Here is a 22,165-nt window from a genome sequence, read left to right as displayed (position 1 = left end):
CGGCCCGAGCGGGCGGTGACATCGGCGGCCCGCGTTGCAGCAAAGCACTTTCACGCCACGAGGTTGCGGCAGAGTGGCTTTCCTGCAATCGGGGCCGGCGTCCCCGGCCGGGCCGAGGCCCACCCGCACCGCGCAGGAGCAGGGATGGTTGTAGCGCCCCGCCTGCGGGCATGATGAGCGGATGGCGACGGTGCAGCGGTTCGGCTCCGAGCACGGCCTGCCCGGCCACCTCGTGGAGTTCGTCGCGGCCCTGCGCCGGCACGGCGTCGCGGTCGGTCCCGGGGAGACGATCGACGCCGCCCATGTCCTCGGGGCGCTCGATCTGACCCGCCGTGAGCAGGTGCGCGAGGGCCTCGCGGCCGCCGTGCTGCGCCGCTCCGGGCACCGTCAGGTGTTCGACGCCCTGTTCGACCTGTTCTTCCCCGCGGCGCTCGGTGCGGGCGGCAGCGAGGTCGAGGTGCCGCGGGTCGGCGACTCGCCCGACGGCCCGGTCGACGTCGACTCGCTGCGCGAGATCCTCGCCGACCTGCTGCGCGACGGCGACACCGCGGCGCTCGCCGAGCTGGCCCGCGCGGCCGTCGACGCGCTCGGGGGTTCCGGGCCGGGCGGTGCGGGCGGCCGGCCGAGCTGGTCGGCCTACCAGGCACTGCGGACGCTCTCCCCGGAGACGCTGCTGGCCCGGATCGTGGCCGACCTGCGCACCGAGGCGCCGGGCGACGACGGTCCGTTCGCCGACGAGATGCTGCGCAGGGAGATCCGCGACCGCATCGCCGGCTTCCGGAAGATGATCACCGACGACGTGCGGCGGCGCACCGCGGAGGTGCGGGGACGCGAGCACGTCGCCCGCACCGCCGTGCCGCGCCAGACCGAGCAGGTGGAGTTCCTGTCCGCGCACGCCGAGCAGCTCGCGCAGCTGCGCCGCATCGTGCACCCGCTGGCCCGCAGGCTCGCCTCGCGGCTGGCCGTGCGCCGCAGGCACGCCAAGCGCGGCCCGCTCGACATGCGGCGCACCCTGCGCCGGTCCATGCCGACCGGCGGCGTACCGATGCGTCCCGCCCACCAGCGGCGCAGGCCGGGCCGGCCGGAGCTGGTGGTCCTGTGCGACGTGTCCGGCTCGGTCGCCGGGTTCAGCCACTTCACGCTGCTGCTGATGCAGGCGTTGCGGGAGCAGTTCAGCAAGGTGCGGGTGTTCGCGTTCGTGGAGCGGACCGACGAGGTCACCGACCTGTTCGCCCCCGGGGCGGAGCTCGGCGGGGTGATGCAGCGGGTGCTGCGCGAGGCCGACCTGGTGGCGTTCGACGGGCACAGCGACTACGGCGGCGCCTTCGGCAGCTTCGCCGAGCACTGGGGCGACGCCGTCACCGCGAAGACGTCACTGCTCGTGCTGGGCGACGCCCGCACCAACTACCGGGACACCAACCTCACGGTGCTGCGCAGGCTCGTCGGGCAGGCCAGGCACGCCCACTGGCTCAACCCCGAGCCACGGGCCCAGTGGGGCAGCGGCGACTCGGCGGCGCTGCGCTACGCCGACGTGCTGCCGATGCACGAGTGCCGCACCGCGGCACAGCTCGCGGACGTGGTGGAGGGGCTGCTCCCGATCTGACCGCCGGAGATCGGGTCTTGACGGAGCGTGGCGTTCACCGGAAGAGTCCCCCGACGGTGTGACCCACGACGAGGTGGTCACTCGAACGAAGGTGGAACCCGCCGTATGACTGCACGGAACCCGGCCCGTCGATCACGGGCCGCCGCCGGCGCCACTGCCGGTCTCCTCGCACTCGCAGGCTCGCTGGTGGTCACCACCCCAGCGGCCGCAGCGCCGCAGGGGTGCGACAACCGCACCAACAACAGCGTCGAGAAGCTGCTGGAGTGCGTCACGCTGGAAGGCGTGCGCGAACACCTGGAGGCCTTCCAGGGAATCGCCGACGCCCACGGCGACACCCGCGCGTCCGGCACGCCGGGCTACGACGCGTCCGCCGACTACGTCGCCGAGCAGGCGGCCGCCGCGGGGCTGGAGGTGAGCCGGCAGGAGTTCGAGTTCCCGTTCTTCCAGCTGAACGGCAGCACCTTCGCGCAGACGGCGCCCACCGAGTCGACCTACGCCGAGGGCACCGACTACGCCCCGATGACGTTCACCGCGCCCGGCGACGTCACCGGCGTCGTGCAGGCCGTCGACCTCACGCTGCCACCGGGTGAGCCGAACAGCAGCACGAGCGGCTGCGAGGCCGCCGACTTCGCCGGCTTCACCGCGGGCAACGTCGCACTGATGCAGCGCGGCACCTGCGCGTTCGGGCAGAAGGTGGCGAACGCCGCCGCAGCGGGCGCCGTGGCTGCCATCGTCTTCAACGAGGGCCAGGAGGGCCGTACCGAGCTGCTCCAGGGCACCCTCGGCGCACCGGGGGAGATCCCGGCGATCGGCACGACGTTCGCGCTCGGCTCGAGCCTGGGCGGCGCGACCGTACGGATCTCGGTCGACTCGATCAGCGAGGTGCGCACCACCGAGAACGTGTTCGCCGAGACCACCCGCGCCCGCACCGACGCGCCCGTCGTCATGGTCGGCGCGCACCTGGACTCGGTCGTCGAGGGCCCCGGCATCAACGACAACGGCACCGGCAGCGCCGCGATCCTCGAGGTCGCCCAGCAGATCGCGAAGGCGAAGCCCGAGCACACCATCCGCTTCGCCTGGTGGGGCGCGGAGGAGCTCGGTCTGCTCGGTTCGGAGCACTACGTCGCGTCCCTGTCTCCCGAGCAGCAGGCGGGCATCGGCGCCTACCTGAACTTCGACATGGTCGGATCGCCGAACTTCGTGCGCTTCATCTACGACGGTGACGACTCCGACATGGTCGGCGCCGGGCCCGGTCCCGACGGGTCGGGGGCGATCGAGGACGTGTTCGAGAAGTTCTTCGCCGACCGCGTCGCCGCCGAGGGCACCGACTTCACCGGCCGCTCGGACTACGGTCCGTTCATCGCCGTCGGGATCCCGTCCGGCGGGCTGTTCACCGGCGCCGAAGGCGTGAAGACGCCGGAGCAGGCCGCCACCTACGGCGGAACGGCCGGCCTCGCCTACGACCCGTGCTACCACCAGGCCTGCGACACGATCAAGAACGTCGACGACACCGTGCTCGACCAGAACGCCGACGCGATCGCCTACGCGACCCTGACGCTCGCCTCGGGCCTCGACCTGGGGGCCGGGGCGCAGCAGGGGGGCAGTGCGCCGGGCGACGGCGGCACCGGCGGCGGGGGGGACGAGCACTCCCACGGCGGCGTCATTTCCTGATCGCTCTTCACCAGGCACGAGGCGGGGCCGGTGGCAGCATGCCACCGGCCCCGTCCCGTGGGTCCGAGCATGGACGAGGGCGCATGTGAACGAATTCCGCCGATCTCTCGAACTGATGTTCGATCTGCGGTACCGTCGCCGGCATGGGCACCCTCGACCTCTCCTGGCAGCCGTCGCTGCTCGACGCCCCGGGCGTGGAGATCGACCCCGCGTTCCACGGGCTGCGGCGCCGCGAGCTGACCGAGGGTGCATGGGTCGACCACGCGGCCGGCTGGTGCCGGGGCGCCGACGAACTGTTCGCCCGCCTGCTCGCCGGCACGCCGTGGGCGGGGCGCGAGGTGTGGATGTACGAGCGGTACGTCCCGGAGCCGCGCCTCACCCACCGCTGGCGGCTCGGGCACGGGCCGGAGCCGCCGTCGGAGCTGCGCGAGATGGCGCACGTGCTGAGCGAGCGGTACGGCGTGGCGTTCACGCAGGTCGGGGTGAACCTCTACCGCGACGGGACCGACAGTGTGGCCTGGCACGGCGACCGGGTGGCCCGGGAGTTGCCGGAGGCGGTGGTCGCGCTGGTGTCGCTCGGCGCCCCGCGTCCGTTCCGGCTGCGTCCGACCGGCGGCGGAGCGTCGATCGGCTACCTCCCGGGGCCCGGTGACCTGCTCGTGATGGGCGGGTCCTGCCAGCGCACCTGGCAGCACGCGGTGCCCAAGGCGCGCTCCGCGGGGCCGCGTATCAGCATCCAGTTCCGGCACGCCTATCCGCGATGAGGTGATCCACGGAATCTTGACCGGGCGGCCAGTCAAGAGCACACTGGGGTCATCTCCTCACAAGGGAAGGTGATCGCGATGACCCGGATGTCATGGCACCGGTGGCAGGACTGGGCGGCGCTGGTGATCGGCGTGCTGACGGCCCTCTCTCCGATCGTGGTGGACACCGACACCACGGCGATGTGGACGTTGATCGTCTTCGGTGTGCTGATCGCTGCGGGTGCGCTGTGGTCGTTGGCGCAGCCCGGCTCGGTGGCCAGCGAGTACGTGCACGCGGTGCTCGGCGCGCTGTTGTTCATCTCCCCGTGGGTCCTGACCTACAGTGACCTCGCCGGTGCGTCCTGGGTGTCCTGGGTCGCCGGGCTGCTCACCGTCGTCGTGGCGCTGGCGGCCCTGCCGGAGGCGAACGCCGAGCACCGGGGGCTCGCGGGCCAGTACTGACCCTGCCGTCCCGGTTCCAGCCGGAGTCGATCAGCAGCGCACGGCCGCGGCGCACCCCGCCGCGGCCGTGCCGCGCGTCCGGGACGGGAGGACGACATGGGGGAGACGCCGGAACCCGGCACCCCGCAGGTAGACGGGCCGGGCGCGCGGGAACGGATCCTCGCCGCCGCGGAGGAGCTGTTCGCGGCCGCGGGCTTCGACGCCACGCCCACCTCCCGGATCGCCGAGCGGGCCGGCGTACCGAAGGGCCTGGTCCACTACTACTTCAAGCGCAAGCCCGAGCTGCTGACGGCGCTGGTCGAACGGTTGCCGGAGGAGCGGATCGACCCGGCCGCGATGATCGTGGCGGGTGACGTCGCAGCGAGCCTGCACCGGCTCGTCGACGCGCTCGACCGCGCCCTGGGCTCCTCGGCGGTGCTCTCGCACCTGCTCTGGCGCGAGGCCGACACGCACCCCGCGGTTCTGGAGGCGCTGCAGGCCCGGTTCGACCGCATGGTCGGGCAGATCCGAGGCGTGCTCGCGATGGCGCGGCCGGCCGGGTGCGCCGAGGCCGACGTCGACAGCGCGGCGCATCTGCTCGCCTCCGCCGTCAGCTACCGGCACTCGGTGGCCCGGCACGCGGGCGACGGGCCGGACGCGATGCACCGCGAGCTGCGGTTCCTCGCCGACGCGCTGGCCGCCGGCGCGGGTGCGGCGCCCGGCTGACGGCGCCGGTGGAACGGGACGCCACGTAGGCTCCGTGGCGTGCAGCGCAAGATCGGAGTGATGGGCGGGACGTTCGACCCGATCCACCACGGACACCTGGTGGCGGCCAGTGAGGTCGCCGATCGCTTCGGCCTGGACGAAGTGATCTTCGTGCCGACCGGGCAGCCGTGGCAGAAGTCCGACCGCGCCGTGAGCCGGGCCGAGGACCGGTACCTGATGACAGTGGTCGCCACCGCGTCCAACCCGCGGTTCTCCGTCAGCCGCGTCGACGTCGAGCGGGCGGGCCCCACCTACACCGCCGACACCCTCGCCGATCTGCACGCCGAGTTCCCCGACGCCGAGCTGTTCTTCATCACCGGCGCCGACGCGCTCGCCCAGATCCTGTCCTGGCACCGGATCGACGAGCTGTTCGCGCTCGCGCACTTCGTCGGCGTCACCCGGCCCGGCTTCGAGCTCGACGGCACCCACCTGCCCGTCGGCGCCGTCACCCTCGTCGAGGTGCCGGCCATGGCCATCTCCTCCACCGACTGCCGCGCGCGCGTCGCCGAGGGACGCCCGGTCTGGTACCTCGTGCCGGACGGGGTCGTGCAGTACATCTCCAAGCGCCGCCTGTATCGGGAGCCGAACTCCTGACCGGCACCGGGTGAAACCGTTCGTCCGCGGCCGCCTCGACATTGAAAGTGCCCGGGGACGGGGTCATGGTCGACCGCGTCGACACCGTCGAGGGCTACCACGTGTGGTCGGAGACCTATGACGAGCCGCGCAACGGGCTGTTCGACCTCGAGGAGCCCGTCGTCCGTGAGATCCTCGACGCGCAGCCGAGCGGAACCGCCGTCGACGCCGCGTGCGGGACCGGCAGATATGCGGCGTACCTGGTTGGACGCGGTCACCAGGTCGTCGGCGTGGACAGCTCACCCGACATGCTCGCGCACGCTCGCATTCGCGTACCCCAGGCCGACTTCCGGCCGGGTGATCTCCACGAGCTGCCGCTCGCCGACGATTCCGCCGACATCGTGGTGTGCGCTCTCGCGCTGAACCACGTTCCGGTGCTCGGGCCCGTGATGGCGGAGTTCGCACGGGTTCTCCGCCCCGGCGGACATCTGGTGATCTCGGACGGTCACGAGGAATCGGTGTCCCTGGGCTCCATTCCTTCCGTGGTCCGGGCGGATGGCCGGCCCGCACGGGTTTCGACCTACCGCCACCGGGTGGGGGACTACCTGCGCGCTGCCCTGCCTCTGGGGTTGCAGGTGCGCAGGTGCGAGGAACCGCGCTTGCCGACGAACCCGCCACGATCTGCTCCGACCGCCGAGGTGGGGCCGTGGAAGCTCTGGCCATGGTGCTTGGCGGATCTGGTGCCCGAAGCGGCGCGAGCCGTCGACGCCGGTCGACCCGCGACCATCATCTGGCACTTCCAGCTGACCGAGCAGCCTACGTCGCCGTAACCCGCACGCTGGTCATCAACATCGTCGTCTCTTCAGCTTCGCGGGTCAGCTCCACCGCGTCCATGCAGGCGTGGATCATCAGGAGGCCGTGCCCCCCGAACCCGGGTTCCTCGGGCGAGGGACACCACGGGTGGTCGGCCGCGACCGCCACCATCACCCGCCTACCCCCGTCCGGCTCGGTGAACAGCCGGGCGGCCACGCGGACCTCCGCGCTCAGCATCGACGGGTGGGTCTGCTCGACGGCCATCGTCACCGCCTCGTTGACGGCCATCACGACGTCGTCGACCTCGGCGCGGGGCCAGCACAGCGCGTCGAGCCACCGCCGGAAGCGCTCGCGCACCACGGAGAGCGACACGGGGTCGGCCAGCAGGACCATGGAGATGACGTCGGTCGGCTCTGGCGCGGGCATCACACGTCATTGTGCCGGTGCGGAGATCGGTCCGCTCAGGCCGTGAGGGCCTCGTCGAGGGTGTCGAAGAGCGACAGCACCCCGTCGAGGCCCATCGTCCGGATCGGGCGCATCGCGGGGCCCGACCGGTCGACGACGACGCGCACCGGCGTCCCCGTGCGCTGGCCCTCCTCGTGGAGGGCGACCAGCTGGCCCAGCCCGGACGACGAGACGAACCCGACCGCGGACAGGTCGAGGACCACCGGTCGGCCCGCGGCCTGCTGCAACGCCTCGGCCGTGGCCTCCATCAACCGCCCGCCGGTGCCGAGATCCACCTCGCCCTGCACCACGACCACCAGACAGCCGCGCTGATCGTCACGGGCAACCGTCATCAGCTGTTCGGCCGGCGGCATGCCACCCAGCGGACCGTTCATGGTGGCGCAGCGTACCGATCACGTTCTGATCTTCATCCGGCCGCGCCGCCGCGTGCGCGACCGGGCGGCGGTGCGCCTCCCGGACGACGCGGCGCGCCAGGGCGACGACCTCTCGCAGGCCCCGCCGGTCGAGCAGGCGGGCAACGTCCCTCGCGGCCGCCCGTGTGACGTCGTCGCTCGCTGACATGGGTCCCCGCAGTCCTCGTGACGGAACGCCTTGCAGCCTGCGGTACCCGCGCCGGTCCGGGGTCCAAACCTCCCGGCGGCCCGCTCCGGGTCGTGCAGCCGCGGCTGGGACAATGGGGGCGACGAGGTGGGCCGACGGTCCACGGGGAAGGGGAACGGTGACGGCGACCGACCAGGCACTCGACATGGCGCGCGTGGCCGTGGCCGCCGCGGCCGACAAGAAGGCGCAGGACATCGTCGTGCTCGACGTGTCCGACCAACTGGTGATCACCGACTGCTTCGTGATCGCCTCGGCGCCGAACGAGCGGCAGGTCCAGGCCATCGTCGACGAGGTGGAGGAGAAGCTCCGCGAGCAGGGGGCGAAGCCCACCCGCCGCGAGGGCACGCGCGAGGGGCGCTGGGTGCTGCTGGACTTCGTCGACGTCGTGGTCCACGTGCAGCACAGCGAGGAGCGCGGCTTCTACGGGCTCGACCGGCTGTGGAAGGACTGCCCGCGGATCGCGTTCCCGGAGGCCGAGATCGGGCCCGACGGCACCGGCGGGGGCGGCGCGGACGAGGACGGCGCGGGGTGACGCTGCGCAGGCTTGTCCTGCTGCGTCATGGCCAGACGGACTACAACGCCGCCGGCCGGATGCAGGGGCACCTCGACTCGATGCTCACCGAGTCGGGCCGGGCGCAGGCCGCGGCCGTCGCCCCGGAGATCGCGCGGCTGGCTCCAGACCGGCTGGTGAGCTCGGACCTGCGCCGGGCCGCCGACACCGCCGACGTGCTGGGCGCGGCATGCGGGCAGCCGGTCAAGGTCGACGCCCGGCTCCGCGAGACGCACCTGGGCGAGTGGCAGGGGTGCTCCGTCGCGGAGATCGAGGAGCTGTGGCCCGGGGCGATCGCGATCTGGCGCTCCGACCCCGCGTGGGCACCGCCCGGCGGCGAGTCGCGCATCGAGGTGGTGCGCCGGTCCCGCCCGGTCGTCGAGGAGCTGGAGGAGGAGTTCGCCGACGGGATCGACGCCACCGCGGTGCTCGTCGCGCACGGCGGGCTGATCGCGGGGCTGGTCAGCGGGCTGCTCGCGCTGCCGACGTCGACGTGGCCCGCGATCGGCGGGCTCGGCAACTGCCGGTGGGCCGTGCTCGCCCGCCGCGACGACCACCCCCGCTGGCGGCTCGCCGGCTACAACGTCGGCACCGGGGGGTGACGGCCGCGCCCGGCCCGGTGCTGCTGGTGCTGGCCGACTCGCTCGCCTTCCACGGTCCGGAACGGCCGGAACCCGCCGACGAGCCCCGGCTGTGGCCGAACGTCGCGGCCAGCGAGCTCGGCGGGCGGGCGGAGCTCGTGGCGGGCATCGGGTGGACGGCCCGGCACGCCTGGCGCGCGCTGACGTCCGATCCTCGCGTGTGGGCGCTGCTGCCGAGCGTGGACGCGCTGGTGCTGGCCGTGGGCGGGATGGACACCCTGCCCTCGCCGCTGCCCACCGCGCTGCGCGAGCTGATCCCGGCGCTGCGTCCCGGCCCGCTGCGCCGGGCGGTCCGCACCGGCTACCTGCGCGCCCAGCCGGGGTTGGCCAAGGCGTTGGCGCGGGCGCTGCCCGGGGGCGGCCCGGTGGCCCTGCCACCGCACCTCACCGTCCAGTACCTGGAGAAGTGCCGGCAGGCCGTGCTCGCGATCCGGCCGGGACTGCCCGTCGTCGCGATGCTGCCGCCGCCGCACCGCGCGGCCGTCTACGGGGGCGTGCACGCCGGCCGCCCCGCCGCCGACCGCGCGGTGCGCCAGTGGGCACAGGCGCGCCGGGTCGGGCTGCTCGACCTGCCCGCCCTCGTCGGCGACCACGTGCTCGGCGGCCACGGCAACCCCGACGGCATGCACTGGGGCTGGCCCGCCCACGCCGCCGTCGGCGCGGCGTGTGCCTCGCTGCTGCGCCCCGCATCGGCCGCCGCCGACCGTTAGGGTGCGGCGTGCCCGTTGCCGTCGTCACCGACTCCACCTCGTACCTGCCCCCGGGAGTCGCCGAGGACCGCGGCATCCGGGTCGTGCCGCTGGAGGTCCGGCTGGGCGAGCGGGTGGGGCGTGAGGGCGTCGACATCGACACCGCCGAGCTGACCGCGGCGCTGTCCGCCCGCGACCTCGACGTGCAGACCTCGCGGCCCACCCCGGCCGAGTTCGCGGCCTGCTTCCGCGGGGCACTGGACGCCGGGGCCGACGGGGTGGTGTCGGTGCACCTGTCCCGCGAGCTGTCCGGGACATGGGAGGCGGCCCGGATCGCTGCCGACGACATCGACCCCGCGCGGGTGCGCGTCGTCGACTCCCGCGCCGCCGGCATGGGCCTCGGGTACGCCGTGCTCGCCGCGGCCGACGCCGCCGACGACGGCGCGGACGGGGCCGCGGTCGAAGCGGCCGCTGCGGACGTCGCCGCCCGCTGCCGGATGTTCTTCTCCGTCGACACCCTGGACCGGCTGCGACGCGGGGGCCGGATCGGCGCCGCAGCCGCGCTCCTGGGCACCGCGCTCGCGGTGAAGCCGTTGCTACACGTCGCGCACGGGCGGATCGTGCCGCTGGAGAAGGTGCGGACCACCGCCCGGGCCGCCCAGCGCCTGGTGGAGCTGGCCGTCCGGGCCGCGGGGGACGGGCCGGTCGACCTCGCGGTGCACCACCTCGCCGCCGCCGCCCGCGCCGAGGAGGTGGCCGCGCGACTGCGCGAACGGCTGCCGGGGGTGGCTCGGCTGCTGGTGTCCGAGGTCGGCGCGGTGATCGGCGCGCACGTGGGGCCCGGGCTGCTGGGCGTCGTGGTGGTGCCGCGCCGCTGACGGCCACCCCGGTCGGCCGCCGGCGGCACCTTGTCGCCGATACGACCACCGGTTGGCGGGTCCGCGTCGGGTGTCGGACCGTGGGCGCGGGCGGGTCCGCGGGTCCGGGTGCGCTCTGCCCGTGGCCGGCGGGGGTGATCGCGGTGAGATCGCGCTCGTCGTAGTTCGGTCTGCGGAAACTGCGCGCTCGCGGCGATCATGGGGGCACTGGTCGTCCCGAGGTCGGCGTTGTCGTCGTCTGCGGTGCACGTTCGGTCCACTCGTGGTGATCATCGCGAGGGTCTCCCGCCGGTTGGCGGATCGGGATCGGGCGTCGGGGCGGGTCGGCCTTCGGATGCGCGTGTCGGACCGTGGGCAGGGGCGGGTCCGCGGGTCCGGGTGCGCTCTGCCCGTGGCCGGCGGGGGTGATCGCGGTGAGATCGCGCTCGTCGTAGTTCCGTCCGCGGAAACTGCGCGCTCGCGGCGATCACAGCGGCACTGGTCGTCCCGAGGTCGGCGTTGTCGTCGTCTGCGGTGCACGTTCGGTCCACTCGTGGTGATCATCGCGAGGGTCTCCCGCCGGTTGGCGGATCGGGATCGGGCGTCGGGGCGGGTCGGCCTTCGGATGCGCGTGTCGGACCGTGGGCAGGGGCGGGTCCGCGGGTCCGGGTGCGCTCTGCCCGTGGCCGGCGGGGGTGATCGCGGTGAGATCGCGCTCGTCGTAGTTCCGTCTGCGGAAGGTGCGCGCTCGCGGCGATCACAGCGGCACTGATCGTCGCGAGATCGGCGTTGCCGTCGTCCGCGGTGCACGTTCCGCGCACTCGCGGCGATCGATCCGGGGACGGGCACCCCCGCGCCGGGTCGGGCGTGTGGGGCCCGTCGCGCTCCGGATACGCGTGAGTCGGACCGTGGGCGCGAGTCGCCGATCGGGGCCCACTTCGCCCCGGGCCGGCGGGTGTGATCGCCGTGAGATCGCGCTCCCCGCACCTCCGTCCGCGGAAACTGCGCGCTCGCGGCGATCACAGCGGCACTGATCGTCGTGAGGTCGGCGTTGTCGTCGTCCGCGGTGCACGCCCTGCACACTCGCGGCGATCATCGGGATGGGTGGCCGCACGGGTTGGCGGACCGGGGGTCGGGCGCCGCCCCCCAGTGACCAGTGTGCCGTGCCGGGGTGACGTTTTCGGGGCGGGGACCGCGCGGAGGCCGCAGTTGTCCCCATCGCCGGTCGGCCATCCACAGGCCGACGACTCGTCCCTTCGCCGGCGCCCTCCCGACCTAGCGTCGAGCCGTGCCTCGATCCGACCCACCGTCCCGGTCCCGGCGGCTGGACGCCGTCCTGGGTGGACCTGCGCCCGGCGGCGGCCGTAACGGCGGCGGAGTATGGCCGCCCGCGCGGTCCGGGTCGTCGGGTCGGAGTGCGGCGGAGCCCGACACCTCCCCGCTGCCGCTGCCCGAACTGCCGCCGGCGGCACGGGGCGGTTCGTCCCTCCGGTCGTCGCCGGGGTTCGCGCGGTTCCTACCCAGGTCGTGGCGCGGATCTCGCGTCGACCCCGGGCGGCCGGGCGCCACGGCGCTCGCGCTCGTGGCCGCGGCGGCCGCGGTCGTCGCCGCGGTCGGCGTCTGGATGGACCGGCCGCGGGCCGAGCCCGTTGGGGCGCTGCCGGAGGTGAACGTCGTGGCCGAGGCGCCGGCCGCCGACGCGCCCGACCCGCCACCGGCGTCGGCATCCGCGGCGCCGGCCGGCCCGCTCGTCGTGAGCGTGTCCGGGAAGGTCCACCGGCCGGGGCTCGTCGAGGTGCCCGACGGTGCACGCGTGGCGGACGTCCTCGAGGCCGCCGGTGGCGCGCTGCCCGGCACCGACCTCGCCGGGCTCAACCTGGCCCGGCGCGTGGCCGACGGCGAGCAGGTGGCGGTCGGCGTGCCGCCGGCCCCGGTTCCCGCGCCCGGCGGCGACGCCGGGGCAGGCCCGGGGCAGACGCCCGGCGACGGGGCACCCGTCGGGAAGGTCGACCTCAACAGCGCCACCGCCGACCAGCTCGACGCGCTGCCCGGTGTCGGGCCCGTCACCGCCGAGCGCATCCTCGAGTGGCGCACCCGCAACGGGAGGTTCGTGCGGGTCGAGCAGCTGCGCGAGGTCGAGGGCATCGGCGAGCGCCGGTTCGGGCAGCTGCGTGAGCTGGTGCGGGTCTGATGCGCAGCCAGGCGCACCCGGACGAGCCCCGCAGGCCACCGGACCTGCGACTCGTGCCCGCTGCACTCGCCGCGTGGGCGGTGGTTCTGCTCGGGATCGGGTTGGGCCCGGCGGCCGGGCTGTGCGTCACGCTCCTGGCCGCGCTCGCGGCGTTCGCGACCCGGCGGAGGCCGTGGGCCCCGGTCGTCCTCGCCGCCGCGGGTAGCGCTGCAGCGGCTGGCCTGGTCGTCACGGCGCACACGCTGCTGCTCGTCCAGCACCCGCTGCGCGAGCCCGCCGAGCGCGGCGCCGCGGCCACCCTGCGCGTGGCGGTCCGCGACGACCCTCGGCCGGTGCGCGCGTCGGCCTACGGCGCCACCCCGGCGGCCGCGAGCCAGGTCGTCGTCCCGGCCGTGGTCGAGCACGGGGAGGTGGGTGACGGGCGTTGGTCGGCAGGCGGACGAGTGCTGCTCATCGCGCCGGTGGCGGACTGGGCCGGGCTGCTGCCCGGGCAGGCCGTCACCGCCGACGGGCTGCTCGCCCCCGCGGCTCGCGGCGATCTCACCGTCGCCGTTCTCCGGGTGCGCGGACCGCCGCGCGCCGTCGCCCCGCCGCCGTGGTGGCAGGACGCCGCCGGTGGGCTGCGCAGCGGCTTGCGCGACGCCGCGGCCGTCGTGCTGCCGCCCGCACAGGCCGGGCTGCTGCCGGGGCTGGCGGTCGGCGACACCAGCGGGCTCACCGCCGAGGTCGACGCCGACTTCCGGGCGGCCGGGCTCACTCACCTTCTTGCGGTGTCCGGGGAGAAAGCACGTCAGACACATGTGTTGCCGGACCACATGATGCGCGCTACCGGTGAAGATCGCGCGACTACTTTCTGGGGGTCAAGGGGTCGCAGGTTCAAATCCTGTCGTCCCGATGGTCGAAGGGCGGCATCCTCTGTGACGGGGATGTCACCCTTTCGTTCTGTCTGACCTGCGGAAACTCGTGCCTGTCGTGATCCTTGAGTTGATCTTTTGTCGATCATGGTTTGAGTGGTTGGGCACGTATCTGGAGCAAATCTGGAGCACGGCGTTCTGACCGGCGAAATGGGGTCAACGTCTGCTCCAGATTCTCGGGTCAGCTCGGCATGATGCTGGTCACGTCAGGCAGGTTCGGAACGGCCGGGCTTGCTTTCGAAGTCGGCGGCGTGCGGTGGGGTCCAGGTAGTCCTGTCCGGAATCGCTGCCCATGGGGACCGTGGTGTGCTGTCCGGGCCATCGCGGTGTCGTAGCCACGCGTGGTGCGATGCGGGCAGGCTGGGCGGTTCGGTGTTGTATGCCGGTGGTGGCGGCCGCAGCGACCAAGCCGGAGGTTCGTCGCCCGTCTCGGCCGCCGCCCCGGCGGGACTCGAACCTGTGCCCCCGGGGTGGTTCGGACAGGTTCTGCGACGGCGACGTGTCCAGCCACACTGATGGTGGTCGGACGGCTGGGAGTTGCGCGCCGCCGTCGAGGGCGGGATGAGGCGCAGCTGCATGATTGACCAGCGGTTCCCGCCCGCATCTGGTGGTCCGTCTACCGGCCGAGGGCCGGACCACGTCGCACCGTGCCGGAACCTCATGATGGGCCGGTGAACGAACGCGTTGCGGCCACCGTCGCCGCGTTAGCCGAGCAGCTCTGCCGTCGCTGCATCGAGCCGGCGCAACCCGGCGACGCCGAATCGGCGCGACTCATGATCAACGTGTTGGCGGACGAGCAGGCCCCGACGGAGCTGCTCGCCGTGGCCGTCGGGGGCGTGTGGTCGGCGTACCGACCGGACACGCCACTGCGTGACGATCTGATCTCCGCGGCCCTCGGCTGTGCACGGGCGCTGCTTCGGACCGAGATCAGCGACACTGCGCGGTCACTCACGAGCGCGGCGCTCGGCTTGCTGGCCGTACGCGGTGCTGGTGATCAGCCAGCAGTGGACCTCGTCAACGTCGCCGTGTCCGCGCGTCGCGTGGAGCAGCACGACGTCGCACTCTGGGCCGCCACGGAGGCATTGGCACGCCGTGGGTCCCTCGGGGCCTCGCACGAGGCAATGGCTCTGCTGACCGCTGCCGTCATCACCCGGGACCCCGCCATGATCAGAGACGCCTACGACCGGGCGGCTTCGCTGCCCGCTGATGACCTCGCGGCGCGGTCTGCGGAAGCCCTGCGGGCGACCCTGCACCCGGACGAGACCTGGGCACTTCACGCCGCTGGCGAAGCGGTGCGGGCGGAGGACCGGCCGAACGCGGCCGCCTCATTGGCCGACGAGATCGCTGCGCTGCGCGTGCAGACCGACGACGATCTGCTGGAGGGCTTGCACCGCACGCTCACCGCCCTGTCAACGGAGGACATCGACGTGCAGTCCGCCCGGCAGGGTCTGATGCTGGCGGTCGGACACTTGCGGCGGCGCCAACGTTTCGGCCGGGTCCCACCGGTGGCGCGTGCCGGTCTCGACATCATCATCGACCTGCTGACGTTGGCGACGACCGCTGAGGCGGCAAACGTTCTCACCGAGCTGGTGGAAGCGCTGGCCGATGCGGGGCTGTCGGAGCTCGTGGACCTCACCGGCGACGAAGTACCGGCAATTGCGCAAGCCCGACTAATGGGGCTCGCGCAGAGCCAGCCGGTGTGGCCGGACCTGGGTCGATGTCTCGGCGGTCTTCGCGGCCAGCCGGCTCTCCTCCTGCGCCGCCAGCGGATGCTCTCCACCGGTCAACTCTCCGTGCTGGGTCTCTACGTCGTGCCACCCGACGGATTGGCGATCAAGAAGGCCACGCTCGATTCCGCCGCGAGCCTGCTCATCGACCAGTTGGCCACTGGTGACCCCAAAACGATCGCCTCGATCGGTCCGGCCGCGACGGATGAGCTCATCCGCACATTGCTCCCCAGGGGACTGATCGAACGCGCGACGGATGGGCGTCTTCCGTCGCTGCTCGTCGTGCCGGACGGTCCGCTGTGGTCGATCCCGTGGCAGGCGACGGACCTGTTCTCGCACACGCACGTGACCCTCGCACCGTCCCTGTCGGTGCACGCTGGACTGGTCGCCACAGCCGTGCCGCTCCGCCGGGTCACCGCAGTGATCGACGACGACGCCCCGGGCGCCCAGCTCGTGTTCGACGCGTTGCAGGAGGCACGCGCGGCAGGGCTCCTGGAGGTCCAGTTCTCCCGTCGCATCGATCACCTGGCGGCGTGCGACCTGCTGATCGTGTTCGCTCACGGACACGGGCGAGGCTTGCAGTTCCAGACCGGCGGCGGCGGGCAGCCGCTCAGTGCGCTCGATCTTGCCACCGCCGCGCCTGCCCGGGTAGCACTGGTCGCCGCCTGCTGGTCCGCGGCCGCACCGCCGGTGTCGTTCCCCATAAACCTGCCCGCCGCCATGCTGCTCAGTGGTGTCGCGACCGTGATCGGCGGGCTGTGGCCGTTACCGGCCCGCTCAACGGCCGAGGTCGTGAGCGCTACGATCGCCGGCATCGCCCGACACGGTCGGCTCGATCGGGCATTGGCGGAGGCCAGGGAAACGGCCGAGCCGACCGTGCTGCACCGCTGGGGCCTGGCGGTGCACGGGACAATGCCAGTCTGAACCTACGCTCGGCGCACCACTGGATCTCGGGAGAGCCGCACATGGCGTTGCCCAACAACTACGCGCAAGCCGTGTGGGACGCGGAGGGGGTACTCGCCACTTGGCTTCCTGATCGGCGACTGCGGGTGGGCGACGTGGTCAGCCGGAGTCGACACGGTGGAGGATTGCAGGTCGAGACCCACGTCGACCGTCTGGCCCGCACCGAGCAAGTCGGCACCGTGGTCAGCCGTGCCGGCGCGGAACGGTTGTTCTTGCAGGACGGTGTCTCCATCGGGGCTGTCGGTGAGGCCGAGGCGCCAGGAGCTGGATTGCGCGGCCGCTTCGCCCGGGCCAACGCCTTCCTGTTCGCAGCCGGTGGTGGGACCGTGACCGAGTACCGGCGGTTGGCAGAGGTTCGGACGGCACTCTCCTCACTGCGTCGACGGACCGTGTGGGAAGACGGTTGGTACCTCGTCACCGCCGTCCGCTCGTTCTCGATGTGCACACTGGTGGTTGGCGAGACCGATGGTGCCGAGGTGAGTGTGCAGGCCGATGCAGCGCAGCTGGGGATGCCGACGACGGTCCGTGCGGGAGCAGGTGTCACCGTAACCGGTGGTCGGGCTGCGACGTGGGTGTTGGGGCCGTCGACGCCTCTCTACGAAGCGCTCTTCGTCCGCCGTCGCCTTCTGCGCGACGACGTGCATAATGCGTACTTAGATGCGCCTCGGGAAGCGACAGGGGAGGGCGACTTTGGGAGTGACGAGGTCCTCCGCGTCGCCCCGCGCCATGTCGGCCTGACTGACTCCTGATCAGTCTACTCGGGTCACCGACGGCAGGAGCGCGTCTGGCCTGGGCACCGAGCGCACTGAAGCGAGGTGTGCGGCCCCGAAGGCAGGCTGCACGGCGCTCACCTCCGGGACTGTCGGGTCCAGAGACCAAACTCAGGCAAGGGCGCTCCGGTGGGGCTCGGTTCAGGGGGCCTGGCAAACACCGGTGGTTAGCGGTCGCGACAGAGGACCACGGCCGCGACGGCGGCGTGCACACGCCTCAGAGGAACCCCCGCTCTACGAGTCGTCGCGGCGCACCCGAGCCGATACCACTCTGCCGGATGGTCGTCGTCGCGGCGGGGGCAACACGCAGCCAGCCCGACAGCCGGAGCTACGGCGGGGCATGGTCCGAGGTTGTGACCGGCGACGCGGCGTGACCGGGATCAGCTGCCGGACTCGGAGAGGGTCCAGCGAGCCCGAGCCGGATCACGTGGGCCTGGTCGAAGCGAAATCGCGCTACCTCGGTCGAGTGCGCGTGGGTAACGTCTTGCGCACGCTCCGCGATCTTGGGTCCGCGGGGGCGGGGGTGATCCGGCAGGGGGAGGCGGAGCGCTGTGGTTGATCCGAAGGTCCGTGCGCTGGCCGACAGCGCTCCGAACTTCGGCTACCTGTTGGCCTACGAGCAGCTGCTCGTCGTGTACGGGGCCATGGCGGAGGCGTCGGTCTATGCCGACCCGAACACGGCGATGATCAAATGCCGGCAGTTCGGTGAGGCGCTTGTCGAGCAGGCGTTCATCCAGTTCGGCATCCCGAAGATGCCCTCCAAGCAGTTCCAGCGACTCAAGGTGCTCAGCGATCAGGGGTTCCTGAGTGCCCGGGTACGCGACTGGTTTGACCGAGTTCGGACCGTCGGCAACCAGGCCGCGCATGAGGGCTACGACGCCCAGCGTGACGCGCTGCTGCTCGTCCGTGCCTGCTACGAGCTGGGCGCGTGGTTCCACCGGACGGTCAGCGGCCGCGCGGACGGCGCTCCGCCGTTCGTACCACCGCAACCCGGCCCGGCCACGACACCGGCCGGTGGCGATCCCGCCGCCTACGCCGAGCTGCACCAGCTGCTGGACGCCTATCACGCCGAGCTGGTCGAGATGAAGACCTCGGTCGAGGAGCACAAGGCACAGGCCGCGGCCGATGCCGCGGCACAGGCGGCGGCCAACCAGGCGATCCTGCGCGCGATCGGGGACCAAGCCGGCCTGCAGGCGCTGGTCACGCAGCTCTCCGCCCAGGTCGGAGCGTTGCAGCAGCAGCTCTCGGCCAGGGCGTCGGCCGCCAGCCCGATCGATGCGGCGGTACGTGAGGAGTACGTCGAGCGGTCGACCGTGGCGAGCCGGCCCCTGCTCACCGAGGCGCAGACCCGGCGGATCATCGACCGCATGCTGGCCGCAGCGGGATGGGCCGTTCAAGATCGCGCGGCCACCAACGTGCACGCCGCCCAGGGGGTCGCCGTCCGCGAGGTGCCCACCGAGACCGGCCCCGCCGACTACCTGCTCTACGTCGACGCGAAGCTGGTCGGTGTCATCGAGGCCAAGCGTGAGGGCCGGAGCCTGGGCGGGGTCGACCGGCAGACCGGGCGCTACGCCGCCAGCCTGGGTGCGGACCTTCAGCTCGTGGCCTGGCGACGCCCGCTTCCGTTCCGCTACGAGTCCACCGGCGTGGACACCCGGTTCACCAATGGCCTCGACCCGATCGTCCGCCCACGTCGAGTCTTCTCCTTCCACCAGCCCGCCACGGTCGCCCGGTGGATGCGCGAGGCCGACGCCGACCCGGAGGCTCCGACGCTGCGCCATCGGCTGCGGCAGATGCCGGCGCTGCCCGTCGACGAGCTGCGCGAGGCGCAGGTGCAGGCCATCACCGGACTGGAGGCATCCCTCGGCGATGACCGGCCACGGGCGCTGATCCAGATGGCAACCGGTGCCGGCAAGACGTTCACGATGGTCACCGAGACCTATCGGCTGCTGCGGCACGCCGGAGCGCGGCGGGTGCTGTTCCTCGTCGACCGCAATAACCTCGGACGCCAGGCCGACGGCGAGTTCGACAACTACCGCACCCCTGAAGACGGCACGGCCTTCGGCGAGCTCTACAACGTGCAGCGGCTGCGCAGCGGGGTGGTGCTGGACTCGACACACGTCGTCATCAGCACGGTGCAGCGCATGTACGCCATGCTGCGGGGCGCCGACCTACCCGAGACCGACGAACCGGACGAGTATGAGATCGACGACGCCGTCGAGGTGGAGTACAACGCCGCGATCCCGCCGGAGATGTTCGACATGGTGATCGTCGACGAGTGCCACCGCTCAATCTACGGCCGCTGGCGTGGGGTGCTGGAGTACTTCGACGCGCACCTGGTCGGACTGACCGCCACCCCGGTGGCGCAGACGTTCGGCTTCTTCCACGAGAACCTGGTCAGCCAGTACTCCTATAGGCAGGCCGTGTCCGACGGCGTCAACGTCGACTTCGACGTCATGCGGATCACCACCGTGGTCGGCGAGCAGGGCGGCAGCATCCCAGCGAACGTGCCGATCCGGATCGTCGACTTGCACAGCCGCAAGGAACGCTACGAGCAGCTCGACACCGCCCTCGACTACGGCGCCGACGCCATCGGCCGCACCGTGATGAACCCCAGCCAGGTCCGCACGGTCATCCAGCAGTTCCACGACGGCTGGCCGCAGTACTTCCCGCACCGCACTCACGTCCCGAAGACCCTGATCTTCGCCAAGACCGACCAACACGCCGACGACATCGTCGAGATCGTCCGGGAGGTCTTCGGCGGTGACGCCCGGTTCTGCGCAAAGATCACTTACAAGGCCGACGACCCCGAGCAGCTCATCTCCGACTTCCGCAACGACGCCGCGTTCCGCGTCGCCGTCACTGTCGACATGATCGCCACCGGCACCGACGTCAAACCATTGGAGTGCGTGCTGTTCCTGCGCGGGGTGTCCAGCCCGACGTACTTCGAGCAGATGAAAGGCCGCGGGGCCCGCACCATCGAGACCGACGAGTTCCAGCGCGTCACCCCGGACGCGAGGGCCAAGGAGAAGTTCCTGCTCGTCGACCCGGTCGGCGTCACCGATTCACCACTGGTCGACGCCAAACCGCTGCAGCCCGCATCGCAGCGGCAGGTCAGCCTGGAGAAGCTGCTCAACAAGGCTGCGAGCCAAGGCATCACCGTCAACGAGGCCGCCGCCCTCGGTTCGCGCCTGGCCAAGCTCGACCAGCAGATTACCGCGGGCGAGCGCGCCGAACTCGCCGAGCTGGCCGGCGGCGAGACGATCCAGCAGATCGCTCACGAGCTGGAACGCGCCACCGACGAGGAGGCCCAGGAGGCGGCGTTCCAGGCGGGCGGTGAGGACGCGCAGCGCAGCCTCGTGCTGGCGGCGGTCCGCACCCTCGCCGAACGCCCCGAGCTGCGCGAGCGCATCCTCACCATCCGCCGCAAGTACGACCTGCCCTACGACGAGCACACCCTCGACGAGGTGCTGTCGGTCGAGGCCCGACTTATAGACGGCAAGGGGTCGGAGGAGACCGTCGAGGACTGGCGCCGGTACATGGCCGACAACGCCGACGAGATCACCGCGATGCGGGTTACCTTTGACGACCCCACCCGCGATCCCGCAGCCGTCTACCGCTCGCTCAAGCGGCTGGCCGCCAAGATCCAGGCGCCCCCGCACCGCTGGACCCCCGACATCCTCTGGCGCGCCTACCAGAAGCTCGGCATCGCGAGGGGCAACGGCGGCCGCAAGGGCGTGCCCGAGCTGATGGCCATCCTGCGTTACGAGTTGGGCCTCGACACCGAACTGCGGCCCTTCCGCAGCAAGGTCGAGGCCAACCTGGCCAACTGGCTCGCCCGGCAGGAGCAGCAGGGCGTGCACCTGACCACCGACCAGGTGTGGTGGGCCAACAAGATCGCCGTGGCGCTCGCCAACCGACTCTGCGTGACCCCCGATGACCTCGACGGCGTACCGTTCACCGAACGCGGCGGCGTCGACGGCTTCGTCCGCGACTTCGGCGAGGACCGTGCGGAGGAGATATTGAACGACCTGAACAGAACCCTTCCCGCATGAGCGATCTTCCTCACGGCTGGGAATGGGCAACCTTTGGTGAAATTGCCGAGACAAGTCTCGGCAAGATGCTCGATAGAGGACGAGAAACAGGAACGAACCAGGTCCCATATCTACGAAACGTGAACGTTCAGTGGGGGCGCCTGGACCTCTCCAGTGTGTTCACCATGGACATTCCTCCCGAGCAGCTAAGCACCTACGAAGTGAAGAGCGGCGATCTTCTAGTGTGCGAGGGTGGCGAGATCGGCCGATGTGCCGTATGGCCGGGATCAGCAACGTACATGGCCTTTCAAAAAGCACTTCATCGCGTTCGACCTCACACTGGAATCAGTGCCCGATTTCTGCGCTACTTTCTCGAATGGCAGAGCGTCAGCGGGCAACTGATCCCGTACGCAACCGGTAGCACGATCAAGCACCTTCCTCAGCAGCAGCTTCGTCGCATCCGAGTCCCCGTTCCTACCCAGAACGAGCAGCGACGCATCGTTGCCGCCCTCGAAGACCACATCTCCCGCCTCGACGTTGGCCGCTCGAATCTCGCAACGGCCATGCGCAAGATTGGCGCCGCCCGCGATGCTGCACTAGCTAGTGCCGTTGCGACGTGTCCGCGCGATTCATGGTCGCGGCTCGGCAGTGTCGCTCTCGACGCTCGGTACGGAACGTCCCTGAAGTGCTCCTACGATGGCCCTGGCCGACCCGTGCTTCGGATCCCAAACGTGCAATCAGGTCGTATAGACTTGTCGGATATCAAGTACACCGTTACCGATTCCCCCGATCTGACTCGGCTCGCCATCCAAAAGGATGACTTGCTCATTATTCGGACTAATGGCACGAAAGGTCTAATTGGCAGGTCTGCGGTCGCCCAGAAAGACTTCGACTGCTCCTTCGCCTCCTACTTGATCCGAATTCGACTTGACAGGTCGCAATTGCTCCCGGGCTGGGCGCAGATATGCCTGCAAAGCCCTCCGGTTCGGCGACAGATTGAGGAGCTTGCCGCATCTAGTGCGGGTCAGTGAGGTGATCTCAGCAAGAAGTGCGTAGCTGGAGTTGTTCGATGTGGGTGAGGACGAGCGCTGCTTTGACGTAGGCGCCGATTCTGCGGGGGCTGGCGGTGATGCGGCGCAGTGCTCGCCAGCGGCC

General features: G+C 71.6%; 20 protein-coding genes. 18 read left to right on the top strand and 2 right to left on the bottom strand.

The annotated features are described in order from the left end of the window. Positions 1–181: 181 nt before the first annotated feature. From KME75_RS12255 to KME75_RS12225, 7 genes are all read left to right on the top strand, one after another. Complete coding sequence (locus KME75_RS12255; protein WP_219414737.1) at positions 182–1,603, top strand: vWA domain-containing protein; 1,422 nt, start codon at positions 182–184, stop codon at positions 1,601–1,603. A gap of 105 nt (positions 1,604–1,708) precedes the next feature. Next, on the top strand, positions 1,709–3,274 hold the full coding sequence (locus KME75_RS12250) for a M20/M25/M40 family metallo-hydrolase (protein WP_219414736.1): 1,566 nt from the start codon (positions 1,709–1,711) through the stop codon (positions 3,272–3,274). 143 nt (positions 3,275–3,417) lie between these two features. Beyond that, the gene (locus tag KME75_RS12245; RefSeq protein ID WP_219414735.1) at positions 3,418–4,038 is read left to right on the top strand and encodes an alpha-ketoglutarate-dependent dioxygenase AlkB; all 621 of its coding nucleotides are present in this window, start codon (positions 3,418–3,420) and stop codon (positions 4,036–4,038) included. 78 nt (positions 4,039–4,116) lie between these two features. Further along, on the top strand, positions 4,117–4,479 hold the full coding sequence (locus KME75_RS12240) for an SPW repeat protein (RefSeq protein WP_219414734.1): 363 nt from the start codon (positions 4,117–4,119) through the stop codon (positions 4,477–4,479). Between the two features lie 96 nt (positions 4,480–4,575). Continuing rightward, positions 4,576–5,184: a TetR/AcrR family transcriptional regulator gene (locus tag KME75_RS12235; protein WP_219414733.1), complete on the top strand. Its 609-nt coding sequence runs from the start codon at positions 4,576–4,578 to the stop codon at positions 5,182–5,184. 39 nt (positions 5,185–5,223) lie between these two features. Then, complete coding sequence (gene nadD, locus KME75_RS12230) at positions 5,224–5,817, top strand: nicotinate-nucleotide adenylyltransferase (protein WP_219414732.1); 594 nt, start codon at positions 5,224–5,226, stop codon at positions 5,815–5,817. Positions 5,818–5,882: 65 nt separating this feature from the next. Further along, positions 5,883–6,626 carry a class I SAM-dependent methyltransferase gene (locus tag KME75_RS12225; protein WP_219414731.1) on the top strand — a complete coding sequence of 248 codons (744 nt, stop codon included), beginning with the start codon at positions 5,883–5,885 and terminating at the stop codon, positions 6,624–6,626. Here the strand turns inward: KME75_RS12225 and KME75_RS12220 are convergent. Beyond that, positions 6,613–7,035: an ATP-binding protein gene (locus KME75_RS12220; RefSeq protein ID WP_219414730.1), complete on the bottom strand. Its 423-nt coding sequence runs from the start codon at positions 7,033–7,035 to the stop codon at positions 6,613–6,615. The genes KME75_RS12225 and KME75_RS12220 overlap by 14 nt on opposite strands. 35 nt (positions 7,036–7,070) lie before the next feature. Then, the gene (locus KME75_RS12215) at positions 7,071–7,448 is read right to left on the bottom strand and encodes an STAS domain-containing protein (protein WP_219414729.1); all 378 of its coding nucleotides are present in this window, start codon (positions 7,446–7,448) and stop codon (positions 7,071–7,073) included. On the opposite strand from KME75_RS12215, the gene KME75_RS12210 reads away from it, so the two are divergent. The 11 genes from KME75_RS12210 (at position 7,447) to KME75_RS12160 (ending at position 22,041) form a co-directional block, all read left to right on the top strand. Further along, positions 7,447–7,632 (top strand): hypothetical protein, encoded by a 186-nt coding sequence (locus KME75_RS12210; protein ID WP_219414728.1) that lies wholly within the window; start codon positions 7,447–7,449, stop codon positions 7,630–7,632. The genes KME75_RS12215 and KME75_RS12210 overlap by 2 nt on opposite strands. 160 nt (positions 7,633–7,792) lie before the next feature. Continuing rightward, entirely contained in the window at positions 7,793–8,206 is a 414-nt protein-coding gene (gene rsfS / locus KME75_RS12205) for a ribosome silencing factor (RefSeq protein WP_219414727.1), read from the top strand. Continuing rightward, entirely contained in the window at positions 8,203–8,826 is a 624-nt protein-coding gene (locus KME75_RS12200; protein WP_219414726.1) for a histidine phosphatase family protein, read from the top strand. Before rsfS ends, KME75_RS12200 begins: the two co-directional genes overlap by 4 nt. Then, entirely contained in the window at positions 8,823–9,575 is a 753-nt protein-coding gene (octT, locus tag KME75_RS12195) for a diglucosylglycerate octanoyltransferase (RefSeq protein WP_219414725.1), read from the top strand. Before KME75_RS12200 ends, octT begins: the two co-directional genes overlap by 4 nt. Before the next feature lie 8 nt (positions 9,576–9,583). Next, on the top strand, positions 9,584–10,432 hold the full coding sequence (locus tag KME75_RS12190; protein WP_219414724.1) for a DegV family protein: 849 nt from the start codon (positions 9,584–9,586) through the stop codon (positions 10,430–10,432). Positions 10,433–11,699: 1,267 nt separating this feature from the next. Further along, the gene (locus KME75_RS12185) at positions 11,700–12,602 is read left to right on the top strand and encodes a ComEA family DNA-binding protein (protein ID WP_308282719.1); all 903 of its coding nucleotides are present in this window, start codon (positions 11,700–11,702) and stop codon (positions 12,600–12,602) included. Further along, the gene (locus KME75_RS12180) at positions 12,602–13,552 is read left to right on the top strand and encodes a ComEC/Rec2 family competence protein (RefSeq protein ID WP_219414723.1); all 951 of its coding nucleotides are present in this window, start codon (positions 12,602–12,604) and stop codon (positions 13,550–13,552) included. Before KME75_RS12185 ends, KME75_RS12180 begins: the two co-directional genes overlap by 1 nt. 635 nt (positions 13,553–14,187) lie before the next feature. Continuing rightward, entirely contained in the window at positions 14,188–16,167 is a 1,980-nt protein-coding gene (locus KME75_RS45810; RefSeq protein ID WP_219414722.1) for a CHAT domain-containing protein, read from the top strand. A gap of 41 nt (positions 16,168–16,208) precedes the next feature. Then, positions 16,209–16,955, top strand: a complete 747-nt coding sequence (locus KME75_RS12170) for a hypothetical protein (RefSeq protein WP_219414721.1) — start codon at positions 16,209–16,211, stop codon at positions 16,953–16,955. A gap of 572 nt (positions 16,956–17,527) precedes the next feature. Then, positions 17,528–21,031, top strand: a complete 3,504-nt coding sequence (locus KME75_RS12165) for a DEAD/DEAH box helicase family protein (RefSeq protein WP_219414720.1) — start codon at positions 17,528–17,530, stop codon at positions 21,029–21,031. Further along, positions 21,028–22,041: a restriction endonuclease subunit S gene (locus KME75_RS12160; protein WP_219414719.1), complete on the top strand. Its 1,014-nt coding sequence runs from the start codon at positions 21,028–21,030 to the stop codon at positions 22,039–22,041. Before KME75_RS12165 ends, KME75_RS12160 begins: the two co-directional genes overlap by 4 nt. The last annotated feature ends 124 nt before the right edge of the window (positions 22,042–22,165 follow it).

The sequence above is a fragment of the Pseudonocardia nigra genome (assembly GCF_019396355.1).
In the GTDB taxonomy this organism is placed as follows: Bacteria; Actinomycetota; Actinomycetes; order Mycobacteriales; family Pseudonocardiaceae; genus Pseudonocardia; species Pseudonocardia nigra.
This window is presented reverse-complemented; position numbering and strand designations above follow the sequence as displayed.